A 15404-nucleotide genomic window follows, 5' to 3' on the forward strand; every position below is an offset into this window, starting at 1 on the left:
TATGCCAAAAGAAACACATAGAAATGTCAGAGTGAGATATGCACCGAGTCCTACTGGATTTTTGCACATTGGGAATGCGCAATCTGCCTTATTCAACTTTCTTTATGCGCGTCACTTTAATGGAACGATGGTACTACGTATTGAGGATACTGATGTAAAAAGGAATGTTCCACACGGTGAAGACAGTCAAATCGACAACTTACACTGGCTTGGAATTGATTGGGATGAAGGACCGGATAAGCCCAATCCAAAATATGCGCCATACCACCAAACGGAACGCATCGATTTATACCATAAATATATAGAAAAGCTGTTAAAATCTGGGGCAGCATATAAGGATTACACAACTGAAGAAGAGTTAACAACTCTTCGCGATGATCAACGAGCACATAATATTGCACCACATTATGACGGTCGATGGTACAATCGCAGCGTTGAGGATCAAAAAGAGGCTGAAGCCAAGGGGTTAAAGCCGGCGATTAGATTACATCTGCCAGCTAATCATGTTTATGAGTGGGAGGATATCGTTAAAGGCCATGTTGAATTTAACTCGGACAACATGGGTGGTGACTTTATCATTGAAAAAAGCAATGGCATACCGACGTATAATTTTGCCGTTGTTATTGATGACTATTTGATGGACATCACTGATGTGCTGCGCGGCGACGATCACATTGCTAATACGCCTAAGCAAATTGCCGTTTACGAAGCCTTAGGAATTGAACATCCAAACTTTGGTCATATTACTTTGATTTACAATCCTAAGACACGTAAAAAGCTGAGTAAGCGTGACAAAGAAACGCTACAGTTTATTAGCCAATATAAAAATGAAGGATACTTGAGTGAGGCAATTTTTAACTTTATAACATTTCTCGGTTGGTCCCCAGTTGGAGAGAAAGAAATTTTTAGTAAAGAAGAGTTGATTAAATTATATGATCCAACAAGAATGTCTAAATCGCCTGCTTATTTTGATCAACAGAAATTAGATTGGATGAATGCAGAATATATTAAAGCGCTTAGTATCGAAGATTTGACTAATAGATCAATGTCGTTAATCAGCGAAGGGCAAAGCGAGATTGCTAAAAGAGTTCAGTCTCTTGCATTGCCAAACCTGAAGGAATTCGTGAAACAAGTTGGTAAAATATATCAGCATGATTTGCATAAGTTAACTGAGCTGCTCAGCAAGGTCTACTTTTATGCTAATATTCAAAATGAAAGTATTGATTACACTCAATTGAATTTTTTTGATAAGGAAGAAGTTGAAAAAGTTCTTAAGGGATTTAGTTTCGAATTAGACAAGCTGACTTCAACATCTTCGATGCCCGCAGAAATTGATTATAACGAATTGATAAAAAAGGTAAGGTTAACAACGGGTGTATCTGGGCGTGCTCTATATATGCCGCTGAATGTTGTTTTTACTGGTTTTCAATCGGCTCCTCAAATTGATGAAATTTTACAATTGTATTCATTTAATACAATTAAGCAATTAATTGACAAGGGGCTGTCAAGCCTTTAATACAGCTCAGACAAAGCCGGATGGTAAAGATCTGGCTTTCTTACGTTTAAGTATTACTATATAGATTAGTATTAAATGAGTGCTGTGGTTTTAGGCATGGATACTCTATTTTAAATTCTAAGAGAAGGAGGAGGTACAAATGTACGGATTAATTTTAGCTGCCGGTATCGGTTATTATCTTTTTGTCTATCAGGGTATTGAGAGGACCGGATCGCTCGAACAAAAGAACCAGACTGAAGTACGTTATCCAAAGTCTGCTGAGGATGCCATACGTGAATACCGTCGTGTACGCCTCCCCTGGAATGAAGACATAGGAGAAATGTTTGTCTACTCTCATCGATATCCTAGGAATATATTGCCGGAAATAAAAACAAGAAAGCAGTTATTTAAGCAATTTGAGAGCGAAGTGAATAGTCTTCGGTTAAGTGGGCAGGTGTCAAATCGTCGAGTACGATTTATAGATAAGGTTGATAGATCTCTAGATTTGACCACGGTAAAATCTGTCACTAGAAACGACGCGGTTGAAAAATATAAACGGCAGATGGAATATTTGTCACTTTTTACAAAAGATCCTAATCCATTTCCTCTGTTGCGAGATAGAATCACTGAAACATCTATTTATTCGCGGCCGGGGAATGAAAGTTATTATCAGGCAATTGACTACGCTGGAACATTCCCGAAGTTTTTACAAGATTACTATTTCTCACTTTATTTGCCTTCTCAAAATGAGTGGCAGTTATATGTTATGAAACAAAGAAGAGCCTTACATGAAATTGAGAAAGATGTATTTTCTTTTTTGGGTACAGACACGACTGCATCGGACACTCAAAATGTCACTATAACTTTATTTTCAACAGTAGGTTTAGAGTTGATGGCAGACATATTGAGACCAAACCGCACCGTTACGCCACAATTAGAGAGGTATCAACAGGCATTTGATGCCGGGGTGTGGAAGGAATATTTCCCATACACTTGGGCAATGGTAAATCGAAAGGATGCTTTGAAAGAGTTAAAGGGTTGGACTCAAATGTTGCAGGCAGAAGAAAAAGAAAACTGATGATGCCACGTTTTTACGTCACCGTTAAATGAATGAGCCACTTAATATGGTGATGTTTCGATCTTCTTTCTTGAACAGAAGAATTTCACTTCATTCTTTCCTAAATCAGTTTAGAACTGCATATTTACAAACAAAAAGGGAATTTGCCGTCTTGGCAAGTTCCCTTTGCTGTAATCAGAATAGACTCAATGCAATCTCTAAAGTTTAAATGTTTAGCAATCAGTCCGTAGCCTTCAACGCCGATACCATGTCCACGTGCTTCAAGCGTCGGTGGGTGAACCAGATGACGATTGCTGTGAAAAGCGCCATTAGAACGGCAGCAATGATATAACCTGGCCAATGGATGACTAGTGGGAACATCACCTGGGCCGTCGTCGCCTGTTTTAAAATATACCAAGTTAGGGCATTTCCGATGCCGTAGCCTAAAATGACACCCACAATCGTGAGGACAATGTTTTCACGGGCAACGTACATCGTGACCTCTCGATCATAAAAGCCTAAAACCTTTACTGTTGATAACTCACGAATTCGTTCTGAAACATTAATGTTTGTTAGGTTATACATCACGACAAACGATAATAGTCCTGACATCACAATGAAAATGACGACCACAGGATCCAGCGTGGCTGACATGTTATCAATTGTGGTTCTTTGATCCGCAACGAAACTTGTGCCACGAACCGCACCAGATTGTAACAGTTGGTGCGCAAGGCGATTTCGTTGTTTGCTCGACTGTGCATTCAGTTTGACAAGAAGCGCATTGCTGTTGGTGGTTTTATGCCAGACACGTTGATAGGCAGCGGGGCTTAGGTAAAGGTAGTCGCCGATATAATTCTTTGTAATGGCCGCCACCTTTATCGACCGATTGGTAGCTGACGTAAGGTTTACGTTGATACTGTCGCCTACGTGAGCTCCAAGTAGAGTCGCCGTTTTCTGTGATAATACAGCACCACGTTGCGGCAGCGCAATGTTACTGCCTCCTGGTGTTGCGAGACGGACATAATCTGCGAAGTCAGCTGTTTGGGGGATGAAGACATTAACTGAGGAGACACTTTCATCTCCATGGCGAATTCTAGCTGTAGTGGCTGCGATGGGGGTGCTCTTTTGGTAGGATTCACTTTGTTGCAACAAACGTTGTGTCTTATTAATGTCAGTATCTGCACCGTGAAGCGATACAACAGCTTGATAACGAACGATATCACGATATTGGCGGGCGCCTGCAGCTGTGATTGAATCGCGAATGCCAAAGCCACATAGGATGAGCGCGCAGCCCCCCGCGATACCGACGACCGACATTACCATGCGACTCTTATAGCGGAACAAATTGCGATAGGACACTTTTTGATTAAAGTTTAGCCGTTGCCACAGTGGTGTAATGCGCTCAAGTAAAATCCGTTTGGCAGACTTAGGCGGCTTAGGCAACATCAAAGCGGCAGGTCCCTCTTGCAGTTCGCGCCAAACAACGAAACCGGCTGCACCAACTGTGGCAACCAGGGAGAAACACAGTGCTAAAAGAATTGACGACCATTCCAAACGGACTATTGCAGACATGGAAATCGTTGAGCTGTACAATGCCAACACGAAGCGTGGAATCGTTTCATTCCCCAGTATGGAACCGATGACACCACCAATCGCACCTGCCATTAAGGCATAAGCGAGATAATTCCGTGCAATGGCCCACTTGCCGTACCCCAATGCTTTAAAGGTGCCAATCTGGGCACGCGCTTCTTCAACCATGCGTGTGATAGTCGTAAAGGTAATGAGGGCCGCGATTAAAAAGAAGAAAACGGGAAAGACATTAGCGATTGCAGCAATTCGGTCACTGGATTCGCCATACGACGAGAACCCCGGCAAATCTGAACGGTCCTGCCAGGTATAATGGGTTTTTGTTTGCTGCTTGATTTTATTTCGAGCGTTTGTCAGTTTGCTCTGGGCAGCATTAATCGAGGCTAGTTGAGTGGTTAATTCAGGAGTTGAGGTCATTGTGCCACCACTTGTTCGTGTCACTTCTTGTTGAGCGGCTTGCAAACGGATCTTAGCCGTCGTGAGCTTAGTTAATTGATCATTAAGTTGTTTCGTACCATCAACATAGAGTGCATGGCTTCGCTGTTTAGCTCGAGGATTTAAAACTGTTTTGAGTTGCTTCAACTTGCGGTTACGAGCAGTGACGTAATGGTTTGAATAAGTGTCGGTGCCTTGTAAGGTTTTGAACCGGACGGATAGCAGACTAGCCGGCATTTTTAATTGGCTACTTGGTACGGCTGCAAAAAAACGGACTGTGCCATCACCGACATTGGTGACGCCGCGAAGGCCATTATCAATGTATTGAGGTGAGTCGACGAACCCAACAATGGTAAATGTCCGGTGCGGGAGGACTTTGTTTTTACTGAAGGTAAAGTGCTGACCAAGTCGATAGCCATAATCCGTCTTGGCCTTGTTATCAAGCACAATCTGGTTGGCCTGTTCTGGTAGATGGCCGGCGCGAAGCACAAGGCGATTAAGGTTTGTCTTGGCAGAATATCCGTATAGCGCAACGGCAGCGTCGTTGGGACCACCAGTAGCGTATGTGAACTTGGCGGCTTCAGCAGTTGCATCAGATATGGTGTTAGCAGCACGCACATCAGCGTTTGTAAAACCAGTATTAGATAACAGCTGGACGTCGCTCAAATGGTTACGTTGCACTGTGGTGGTCATCGACTCGTTTAATACGGGACCGGTAGCACGAACGCCGACAAAGATGAGACTACCTAGCAAAATGATTAAGATGATGGCGATAAAACGGCCACGCGAGGCCTTTACTTCACGAAATAGGTTTTTAGTCAGTGGTTTCATCGTCCCTCACCACTCAATCTTAGCAATTGGTGTCGGTGCAGGATTGTTAATCACTTCGCGCACGCGGGCATCGTTAATGTGGATGACGCGGTCAGCCATGGCGGCGATTGCTGCATTATGGGTAATAATCAGGACTGTCTTATTGTCACGCCGAGAAGCGTCTTGTAGAAGTTGTAACACCTGCTTACCAGTTTGAAAATCTAGTGCACCTGTTGGTTCATCACATAATAAGAGTTTAGGATTTTTGGCCAATGCGCGTGCAATGGCGACCCGTTGTTGTTCACCACCGGAGAGCTGCGCAGGAAAATTGTCCAAACGTTTGTCCAGGCCGACCTTTTGCAGGGTAGTCTCAGCATCTAGCGCATCGGGCACGATGGAATTTGCTAACTCAACGTTTTCTTTAGTCGTAAGATTAGGCACAAGGTTATAAAACTGAAACACAAAGCCAACTTGGTCGCGTCGATATTGTGTTAATTGCTGATCGGTGAAGCCAGCAATATTCACACCATCAATGAGGACCTCACCTGAAGTTGGCGAATCCATGCCGCCAAGAATGTTGAGGACTGTCGATTTACCAGCGCCACTTGGGCCTAGAATCACAGTAAGCTGGCCTTGTTCACAGGTGAAATTCAAATCGTGGTTGGCGTCAATGGTCGTTTCGCCCATTTGATAGGTTTTGAATTCGTGTCTTACATCAATATATGCCATAAGTGCCTCCTGTAATGATTACCTTTATTATGCCGATGTCATAAAATAGAGACAAGAATAAGCTTTGCCATTGTTTGTTTAAATTGATACACTTTACTAATTGCATTTTACTAATGAGTTTATTACAGTGACTCATGAGAGGGGGCGCCAATAATGGCACAGATTCGCGATTTGTTCGTCAAAAAAGATACGAGCAATGATATTTTAAAACAATCTGGTTTGGAAAAAACGTTATCGGCTTTTAACCTCACGACCATGGGAGTAGGCGCCATTGTTGGGGCCGGGATTTTTATTACGCCCGGAGTCATCGCATCACTTCACGCTGGACCTGCGGGAATGCTGTCATTTGTGCTGGCGGCGTTTGTCTGTGCCTTAGCGGCGCTGTGCTATTCGGAATTTTCATCAACCATTCCGTTGGCCGGCAGTGCTTACACCTATGTTTATACAGTATTTGGTGAGTTGGTCGCGTGGGTGCTGGGCTGGTCACTGGTGTCAGAATATATGTTTTCTGTTTCCTCAGTGGCAACGAGTTGGTCAGCGTACTTTCAAAACATTCTGGCTGGCTTTGGCTGGCGGTTACCAGTCTTTTTACGGGCTGCTCCAGGGACTGCCAGTGTACCAGGTGGTCGTTTTGATTTAATCGCCTTTTTAATTGTCATGATTATTTCCGTGTTGTTACTGGGCGGCGTGCATGAATCGGCACGTGTCAACACGGCGATGGTCGTGCTGAAAATTGCGGTTATTTTGCTTTTTATCGGCGTTGCAGTTTTCTACGTGAAGCCAGCAAACTATCATCCCTTTATGCCGTTCGGTGTTGGTGGGGTCTTTAAAGGGGCAGCGCTAGCCTTTTACGCGTACGTTGGCTTTGACGCTGTGTCTTCAGCAGCTGAAGAAGTTAAACGTCCTCAACGCGACATGCCCATCGGCATTAGCATGTCATTGGTAATTGCGTCTATTTTGTACATTGCGTTGGCGACGGTATTGGTCGGCATCGTGAAGTATACCAAACTGAATGTGGCTGATCCTGTCGCTTTCGCTTTACAGTACCTTCACTTAACAAACTTGTCTGGCATTATTTCACTGGGTGCGATTGTGGGGATGACGACAGTCTTGCTAGTCATGTCCTATGGTGGCACACGACTGATCTTTGCGATTTCTCGCGATGGTCTGTTGCCACAGCGATTGCACAAGCTGAGCCCGAAAACACATGTGCCAGTATCAAACACCATTCTGTTTGGTTTGTTTGCTGCCGTATTTGCCGCTTTTATTCCTATCAGTTTAGTGTCAGAGCTGGTTAACATTGGGACGCTATTCGCTTTTGCGCTGGTTTCGTTAGGGGTCGTGTTCCTGCGACGCAATCCTGATTTTGCCCACGTTAAGGCAGCTTTCCATGTGCCGTTATATCCATATTTGCCGATTTTGTCATTCATTCTCTGTATTGGCTTAATGCTGATGCTGCAAGTCTTTACATGGATTGCATTTGTGATTTGGCAGGCAGTTGGGCTAACGATTTATGCGATCTATGGTTACCGGCATAGTTTAGCGCGGCAACGATTATATAAATGATTTTATCTGAATAATAATCGTGCATACAAAAAATGAGCCTATGTATCTTACATAAGCTCATTTTTTGTATGCACGATTTAATTAGTAACCAGCTGACAGGTCCACTTGGTTGCGACTGACCAATCCGGTGCTGACAAACGTTTTGAGATTGTCATACAAAATCGGAAAAAGACGTGTATCTAAGTGATCAACAACGCCGGAAACATGCGGCGTTAGCAGAATGTGATCATTAGCCCACAGTGGTGAATCCTTTGGCAACGGTTCTGGGTCCACAACATCCAGCGCGGCGTACTTAACACGGCCCTGCTTTAGGGCATTCAGCAACGCATCATTGACGACAGAAGATCCTCGACCAACGTTGATAAACAAAAGCTTATGGTCTAGCTGATCAAAGAACTGTTGGTTAAAGAAGCCGGTTGTGGCAGGCGTCCCAGGCATCACGTTGATGATGATGTCAGCTTTTGCCAAGCCTTTTTGATAGTCATCGATTGCGTACGTTTCGTCAAAATTATCCGCTGGGTGGCCGGTTCGGTTGACACCGGCGACATAAACATTCATTTGGTGTAGCAAACGCGCAGTTTCGACGGCAATGTGGCCAGTGCTAAAAATAATGGCTGAGGTTTCGTCGGCTACTAACAAGTCGTCTGCGGACTGTTCCCAGAAACGCTCAGGCCGTCGTTGTTCAGCCGTCCAGAGACCACGGGTGAAGTAGAAGATATATCCCAAGATGGCCTGGGCAATTGCTGGACCATGAATCCCACTGGCGTTAGTCACTACGATGTGATGTTGCGCAATTTCTGACAGTGGTAGGTAGTCAACACCAGCAGAAAACGTCTGAATCCACTTCAAATGACTGTGCGGTGCTTTTAAAACAGGCAGACTGATTTCGGCATTCCACCCGTACATAATGGTGATATCGTCCGGTGCGACTTGTTTACGGGCGATGTCATCTGCAGTGACAATATTTACACCCATGTTTCTAACCGTTGAGCGTTGTTGTTCTGATAATGGCATTATTGCTAATAATTGTTCCATCGATGCCGTCCTCCTCTTAATCTGCGACTTACACGAATTTATTATAACGTGACTGAACAAAGATAAGTTAGTTTAAACGCTCGTTAAGTCACTTAACAGTATCGTTGTTTAAATGCTGAAAATTAGATGTGAAAATGAAAGTAAATCGTCCTTAAATTTGAAAACTTATTTATCAGTCGATATAATTTGTTGTAGAGAGCGGTTTCATTCAATGGTATTTTTACATAATGTCTTGCTTACAATTGAATTGGCCGCCACATGATAATGCTGACAGCGTTTTGGCTAGTCCACCGAGATGTGGGTTCAGTTTATTTTGTGAAGTTACTCGCAATTATTCTTCATAAAGGGGCGAAGTGCGATGTCAATATTAGGTCTTAGCATTCTTTCGCTAGCTCGCTTTCAATTCGCGATGACAACCGTCTTCCACTTTTTCTTCGTACCGTTTTCAATCGGTTTAGGATTCGTGGTTGCCATCATGGAAACGAACTATGTTATTCAAAAGAAGGACATTTATAAGAAGATGTCTCAGTTTTGGGGCAAAATCTTCTTACTGTCCTTCGCGGTTGGGGTTGTGACTGGGATCATTCAAGAATTCCAGTTCGGGATGAACTGGTCACAGTACTCACGTTTTATGGGTGATATTTTTGGTGCACCACTGGCCATTGAAGCCTTGGCTGCATTCTTCCTGGAATCGACATTCATTGGACTGTGGATGTTTACCTGGGACCGGTTTAAGCCAGTTTGGCACTGTTTGTTTATTTGGCTGACGTCCATTGGTTCGATGCTATCAGCAGTTTGGATCTTGGCCGCCAACTCATTCATGCAGGATCCCGTTGGATATGCATTGAAGACGGTTAATGGTAACACTAAGGCTGTCATGGTTAGTTTTGCTGACGTGGTTAAGAACCCACAATTATGGCTAGAATTGCCTCACGTGCTGTTTGGCGCATTTTTAACAGCTGCCTTTGTCATTGCTGGGTCATCAGCTTGGCGGATCTTAAAAGGCAAGAATATCGAATTCTGGCGCAAGAGTATCAAGATTAGCTTGATTGTAGGTTTAGTTGCTGCTATCGGTGTCACTGCCGTTGGGGATCAGCAAACGCAGTACATCATTAAGAACCAACCAATGAAGTTTGCGGCTACCGAAGGTTTGTATAAAACGACGGGTGACCACGCTTCATGGGCCATTGTTGAAGGGATGGACAACAAGGATCATAAAGTTACCTGGAGCATTGAGATTCCTTATGTTTTGAGTATGTTGTCCTATCACAAGCCGAGTGGTGCCGTTACTGGTGCTAATCCGTTGAACAAGCAGTTGCACAAACAGTATGACAAGAAATTTGGCAAGAATATGAATTACTTTGTTCCGATGCATACTTTGTTCTACAGCTTCCGGATCATGGCCGTTTCTGCAGGGGTCTTTGCTCTGTTAGCCATCTTAGGATTGTATTGGAACCGCAAGAAGTCTGACCAAATTGTGCGGTATCGTTGGTTCTTGTACATTTTGGGATTATCTCTATGGCTACCATTCATTGCTAACACGGCTGGTTGGTTTGTCACCGAGTTGGGTCGTTATCCATGGGTCGTTTATGGATTATTGACCATTGCCGATGCGGTATCGCCGCACGTTACGGTTGGCTCATTGCTCTTTAGTAATATTATTTACTTCTTACTGTTTGCCGGCATGGGCGCGGTCATGATTGTTCTGAGCCACCGTGTTCTAGTCGCTGGACCAGATGCTGATTTGCAAAGTGGTTATGGCGTCAATGACGAAGACAAACAGGATACGGATGAGAGTGTTGATCCGTACGCAAAGGGGGCCTTCAACCATGAGTAGCTTACAATTTGTTTGGTTCTTGCTCATTGGCCTGCTGTTCGCCATCTTCTTCTTCCTCGAAGGATTCGACTTCGGGGTTGGTATGTCGGTGAACACCTTGGCAAACAATGAGAGCGAACGTAATGCGTTAGTCCGTTCCATCGGACCACATTGGGACGGAAATGAGGTTTACCTGATCACCGCTGGTGGTGCGATGTTTGCATCCTTTGGTGCTTGGTACGCTTCCTTATTTTCCGGTTTCTACGTGATGTTTCTGCTAGTGTTGGTCGCGTTAATCATGCGTGGTGTTTCATTTGAATTCCGAAACGAAATGCGCACTGATTTCTGGCGTCGGTTCTGGGAATGGTCACTGACGATTTCATCGCTTGCTGCACCGTTCTTACTTGGCATGATCTTTACTGATATGGTAAAGGGGATGCCAATCGATGCACAGGGTGATGTCATCGGTCACTTCACTGATTACGTCAACTGGTTCTCTATCGTGGGTGGCGTTGCTGTTGCCTTACTCTGTTACCTTCACGGATTAAACTTTGTCCGTTTGAAGACTGAAGGAACGTTGCGTGAGCGGGCGCGTGCATGGGGCAAGATTTTATATCCTGTTCTATTCGCTGGCGAAGTCGTCTTTGCAATTTTGGTTTACGTCTACACGGATTTCTTCACGAAGAAACCAATTTCAACGTTATTGATTTTAGCTGCCATTGTATTGTTGAGTGTTCTGGCTTACGTGGCAACGTTGAAAGATTGGGAAGTAACGTCTTTCATCAGTGGCGGGTTGACACTACCGGCTGTTGTCATGCTGCTATTCGTGGGCTTGTTCCCACGCGTCATGGTAGCCAACAATGCGGCTAACAGTATTCTGATTAAAAACGCGTCAAGTTCAGCGTACACTTTGAACTTGATGACGTGGATTGCATTATGCATTTTGCCATTTGTCTTGGCCTACCAGATTTGGAGCTACTGGGTCTTTTACAAACGAATTAAGGCAAATTAGTTTTAGGCAAGGTGTGAATAAAACATTATTGTTTAGTTTGAGGCGACTGCTTATTTAACTTGAACTGTGCTGAAGTGTAGCGGGTGAGGGACAGAGTTTCGTGAAAGCAATATTCGGTGGCGAAGGCCACTGAATATTGCGGGACGACCTTCGAGACCTGGTTTGGGGGCTCGAAGTCGAGGTAGAAGACTCCGTGGTTTTCGGAGGCTGAGACCGGTCCCATGAAACGGCGTCCCTCACCAGCGAAACGGCAGTACCATCACTTGAGCGTAATCTTATCCAAACCAAACTAATAGTAATAGATGAAATATTGTAGAAACTGACCGAGATGTTGGGAAAAGTTAGGAGTGTAGGATTGAATGATTGATCGACGTATCTTTCGCTTGCCCGGCATCACGAAGATGTTAATCGTTCTGGCAGGTTTAGTGTTACTGCAAGCGTTTAGCATTCTCTTTCAAGGTGTGTTCTTATCGCGGACCCTGACAGATTTATGGAATCGGGAAGCTGAAACGCGCATTTTATGGCCCGTATTATTGTTTGCGGGCTTTTTTGCGTTAAGACAGATCTTAGTGATGCTGAAGAATCGGGTAATGCAGCCGTGGGCGGACCAAACTGTGTTTGATCTACGTCAACAGTTGCTACAGAAGCTTGTGGCCATTGGTCCCAGCATTGTTGCCAAACAGGGAACTGGGAAAGTCGTGACCATGGCACTGGATGGTATGAACCAAGTCAACACTTACTTGATGTTGGTGGTCATTAAGATTTTTGACATGCTTATTATTCCAACAGTATTGTTGGTTTACTTATTCTTTTTACGTTGGCAGGAAGCACTGTTCTTGTTAGTAATTTTTCCAGTTATTATTTTATTCATGATTATCTTGGGCTATGCAGCCCGTGATAAAGCTAACCGTGAATTTGCCAGTTATACACAGCTATCGAATAATTTCGTGGATGCCTTACGAGGGTTGCCGACATTAAAGCAATTGGGCTTGAGTGAGGCCTATGCTGACAATATTTACGCGGTGTCTGAGGACCACCGTAAGCGAGTGATGGGGACGTTAACAATTGCCATTCTGTCAACGTTTGCGCTCGACTTTTTCACGACGTTGTCGATTGCCGTTGTTGCTGTTTTTCTAGGCCTTGGCTTAGTAGCGGGGCACATCGCGTTGTTTCCGGCATTGACCATTCTCATTTTGGCACCAGAGTATTTCTTGCCAATTCGGAACTTTGCCAATGATTATCACGCGACGCTAAACGGAAAAAATGCGTTGACTGCTGTTCTTGAAGTGCTGAATACGCCAGTGCCAACAGATCGTAATTTGTTGACTGATCCGCAGGCAGCATGGACACCCGACAGTCAATTACGTTTGGAACATGTTAACTTTGGCTATGATACTCCGGATGAGACAGCCTTAACTGACATTAGTTTTACAGCGAACGGCTATCAAAAGATTGGTATTATCGGACCTTCTGGATCCGGAAAATCAACCTTGATTAATTTGCTTGGTGGTTTTCTAACGCCGAATAATCAAGATGCGGGTCACATTTCAGTAAATGGTGTCACAGTCCCGCATCTAAGCCAGCAGGCATGGCAGCGACAATTCTTATACATTCCTCAGGCGCCATATTTATTCCATGCGACGTTAGCGGATAACATTAAGTTTTATACTCCAGACGCCGACGATGCAGCGGTTTCGCAAGCAATTGCGAGTGCTGGGTTGACGGACTGGGTCGCCACGCTGCCGGATGGTCTACAAACGGAAATTGGTGAAGGTGCCCGTGGTGTTTCTGGCGGGCAGGCACAAAGAATCGCTTTAGCACGAGCCTTTTTGGATCAGAGCCGCCGCATTTTATTGTTTGATGAACCAACTGCCCACTTGGATATTGAAACGGAAGTTGGCCTCAAAGAAACGATCAAACCAGTGTTTGCTAATCATTTAGTCTTCTTTGCCACTCACCGTTTACACTGGCTCAATGAAATGGATTATTTGCTGGTGATTGAGCACGGCCGGATTGTGGAACAGGGCACTCCTGAAGCACTGGCTAAGCAGAATGGGGCTTATACAGCGCTTCGTCGTGAAATGGGAGGTGATGCATTGTGAAGGGATTCTTTGACACTTTTAAACATGATTCATGGGTAATGCCTTACCTTCGCAAATATCGCTTCTTGTTGGTTCTGGTGCTATTGTTGGGCTTTTTGACCACTTTTACAGGGTCGGCGCTGATGTTTACCTCTGGGTATCTAATCAGTCGCGCAGCGCAACATCCTTTCAATATCATGTTGATTTATGCCACAATCGTGCTGGTTCGGGCGTTTGGAATTGCCCGACCATCCTTTAAGTATGCAGAGCGTTTAACTAGCCATAATTGGGTACTCCGGATTGTTTCCGATTTTCGAAAGAAGTTGTATCAATCGGTGGAACGCGATGCAGTAGCGATTCGTCAACGTCATCAAACGGGGGATATTCTTGGGTTATTAGCTGAAGATATTGCCCATATTGAGAATTTGTATTTACGAACGGTCTTTCCACTTATTGTGGGTTGGCTGCTGTATCTTTTCGTTGTCATTGCACTAGGTACCTTTAGTTGGCCGTTTGCTGCATTGATGGCCTTGTTGTTAGGCGTGATCGTGATTTTGATGCCGTTGGTGTCCGTCGCCTTAAACGGTGCTCGCGAGTTTCATCAGAAGCAAACACAACAACGATTGTATACGTCCATGACGGATGCTGTGTTGGGAGTCGGTGACTGGATGATTTCTGGCCGCGAAAAAGATTTTATGGATCGTCAAACGGGTCCGCTGACTGATATGCGCAACTTGCAAACCGCCGATAATAAGTTTCAGTGGTGGCGGGATTTAGTGGTTCAGTTAATGATTGGTATCATTGCGGTCGTTATGATTTACTGGGCTGGCAGTTACTTTCAAACTAGCCATCTTGCACTAAATTGGATCGCTGCATTTGTGTTGGCAATTTTTCCAGCCACGGATGCCTTCGCTTCAATTCCTCAGGGTGTTTCAGAATGGCCGGTTTATCAAGATTCAATCAAACGGGTTAATCAGCTGGATCAAAACGTTGTGGCGCCAGTTGTTCAAACACACCTTGCTGCCGAAGATTTTAAGTCATTAGCCATCGACCACGTTGATTTCAAGTATGCAGACGGTCAGCAGGCCGTGTTGTCCGACATTGATTGGACCATTAATTGTGGTGACAAAGTGGCATTACTCGGACCTTCAGGCACAGGAAAGTCGACTTTGCTGAAGTTAATGCTGGGAGATGAACAGCCGACTAAGGGCGCAGTCAAACTGAATGGCATCACAATTGATAAACTACAGAATGATCGTGGCAAACTGTTTGGTGTGCTCGATCAACAACCATACTTGTTTAATACAACAATTATGAACAACGTACGTTTGGGCAATCTTTCCGCTACGGATGATCAGGTTAAGGCGGCCATCAAAGCCGTTGAGTTGGATCAGTTAGTCGAAGGCCTGCCAAACGGCTATAATACGCTCGTTGAAGAAGCCGGTGCACGATTCTCTGGTGGGGAGCGTCAGCGCTTTGCGCTTGCCAGGATTTTATTGCAGGATGCACCGATTATTATTCTGGACGAGCCAACTGTCTCATTAGATCCCATCACTGAACATGAGTTGTTAAATACAATCTTTGCTTTATTGAGAGATAAAACAATTATTTGGGTCACTCATCATTTGGAAGGCATCACACATGTTGATTCGGTTCGCTTTCTTGAACATGGTCAGTTTGAAATGATTGGTAAACCACATGACTTGTATCAGACAAGTGACCGGTTTAGAAGCCTTTATGATCTTGACAAAGGTCGCTAAAGCGCTGCCTAAAATAATGTG

10 protein-coding genes are annotated in these 15404 nt (G+C 44.4%); 7 read left to right on the forward strand and 3 right to left on the reverse strand.

What is annotated here, in order from left to right:
* Nucleotide 1: 1 nt before the first annotated feature.
* Nucleotides 2-1516, forward strand: a complete 1515-nt coding sequence (gene gltX, locus G400_RS0113635) for a glutamate--tRNA ligase (protein WP_017262689.1) — start codon at nt 2-4, stop codon at nt 1514-1516.
* A 139-nt stretch (nt 1517-1655) separates the two neighbouring features.
* On the forward strand, nt 1656-2573 hold the full coding sequence (locus tag G400_RS0113640; RefSeq protein WP_017262690.1) for a hypothetical protein: 918 nt from the start codon (nt 1656-1658) through the stop codon (nt 2571-2573).
* A 219-nt stretch (nt 2574-2792) separates the two neighbouring features.
* Here the strand turns inward: G400_RS0113640 and G400_RS0113645 are convergent, their stop codons facing one another.
* A complete protein-coding gene (locus G400_RS0113645) occupies nt 2793-5405 on the reverse strand; it encodes an ABC transporter permease (protein ID WP_017262691.1) in 2613 nt (870 codons plus the stop codon).
* Between the two features lie 6 nt (nt 5406-5411).
* Nucleotides 5412-6113: an ABC transporter ATP-binding protein gene (locus G400_RS0113650; RefSeq protein ID WP_017262692.1), complete on the reverse strand. Its 702-nt coding sequence runs from the start codon at nt 6111-6113 to the stop codon at nt 5412-5414.
* Nucleotides 6114-6266: 153 nt separating this feature from the next.
* Here G400_RS0113650 and G400_RS0113655 point away from each other — a divergent pair, with 153 nt between their 5' ends.
* The gene (locus G400_RS0113655; RefSeq protein WP_017262693.1) at nt 6267-7679 is read left to right on the forward strand and encodes an amino acid permease; all 1413 of its coding nucleotides are present in this window, start codon (nt 6267-6269) and stop codon (nt 7677-7679) included.
* An 81-nt stretch (nt 7680-7760) separates the two neighbouring features.
* On the opposite strand, the gene G400_RS0113660 is transcribed toward G400_RS0113655, so the two are convergent.
* Nucleotides 7761-8714 carry an NAD(P)-dependent oxidoreductase gene (locus tag G400_RS0113660; protein ID WP_017262694.1) on the reverse strand — a complete coding sequence of 318 codons (954 nt, stop codon included), beginning with the start codon at nt 8712-8714 and terminating at the stop codon, nt 7761-7763.
* A gap of 358 nt (nt 8715-9072) precedes the next feature.
* On the opposite strand from G400_RS0113660, the gene G400_RS0113665 reads away from it, so the two are divergent.
* The 4 genes from G400_RS0113665 to cydC all read left to right on the forward strand — a co-directional run bounded on the left by G400_RS0113665 (nt 9073) and on the right by cydC (nt 15383).
* Nucleotides 9073-10551 carry a cytochrome ubiquinol oxidase subunit I gene (locus G400_RS0113665; protein ID WP_017262695.1) on the forward strand — a complete coding sequence of 493 codons (1479 nt, stop codon included), beginning with the start codon at nt 9073-9075 and terminating at the stop codon, nt 10549-10551.
* A complete protein-coding gene (gene cydB / locus G400_RS0113670) occupies nt 10544-11542 on the forward strand; it encodes a cytochrome d ubiquinol oxidase subunit II (protein WP_017262696.1) in 999 nt (332 codons plus the stop codon). The genes G400_RS0113665 and cydB overlap by 8 nt, the downstream gene beginning before the upstream one ends.
* A 359-nt stretch (nt 11543-11901) precedes the next feature.
* Nucleotides 11902-13644, forward strand: a complete 1743-nt coding sequence (gene cydD / locus G400_RS0113675; protein ID WP_017262697.1) for a thiol reductant ABC exporter subunit CydD — start codon at nt 11902-11904, stop codon at nt 13642-13644.
* A complete protein-coding gene (gene cydC, locus G400_RS0113680; protein ID WP_017262698.1) occupies nt 13641-15383 on the forward strand; it encodes a thiol reductant ABC exporter subunit CydC in 1743 nt (580 codons plus the stop codon). Before cydD ends, cydC begins: the two co-directional genes overlap by 4 nt.
* The last annotated feature ends 21 nt before the right edge of the window (nt 15384-15404 follow it).

Origin of the sequence: Furfurilactobacillus rossiae DSM 15814 (genome assembly GCF_000428925.1) — a bacterium.
GTDB lineage: Bacteria > Bacillota > Bacilli > Lactobacillales > Lactobacillaceae > Furfurilactobacillus > Furfurilactobacillus rossiae.

What these genes read in the sequence shown, in the direction of transcription:
- gltX (WP_017262689.1), top strand. Translation starts at nt 2, where the DNA reads ATGCCAAAAGAAACACATAGAAATGTCAGAGTGAGATATGCACCGAGT.
- G400_RS0113640 (WP_017262690.1), top strand. Translation starts at nt 1,656, where the DNA reads ATGTACGGATTAATTTTAGCTGCCGGTATCGGTTATTATCTTTTTGTC.
- G400_RS0113645 (WP_017262691.1), bottom strand. Translation starts at nt 5,405, where the DNA reads ATGAAACCACTGACTAAAAACCTATTTCGTGAAGTAAAGGCCTCGCGT.
- G400_RS0113650 (WP_017262692.1), bottom strand. Translation starts at nt 6,113, where the DNA reads ATGGCATATATTGATGTAAGACACGAATTCAAAACCTATCAAATGGGC.
- G400_RS0113655 (WP_017262693.1), top strand. Translation starts at nt 6,267, where the DNA reads ATGGCACAGATTCGCGATTTGTTCGTCAAAAAAGATACGAGCAATGAT.
- G400_RS0113660 (WP_017262694.1), bottom strand. Translation starts at nt 8,714, where the DNA reads ATGGAACAATTATTAGCAATAATGCCATTATCAGAACAACAACGCTCA.
- G400_RS0113665 (WP_017262695.1), top strand. Translation starts at nt 9,073, where the DNA reads ATGTCAATATTAGGTCTTAGCATTCTTTCGCTAGCTCGCTTTCAATTC.
- cydB (WP_017262696.1), top strand. Translation starts at nt 10,544, where the DNA reads ATGAGTAGCTTACAATTTGTTTGGTTCTTGCTCATTGGCCTGCTGTTC.
- cydD (WP_017262697.1), top strand. Translation starts at nt 11,902, where the DNA reads ATGATTGATCGACGTATCTTTCGCTTGCCCGGCATCACGAAGATGTTA.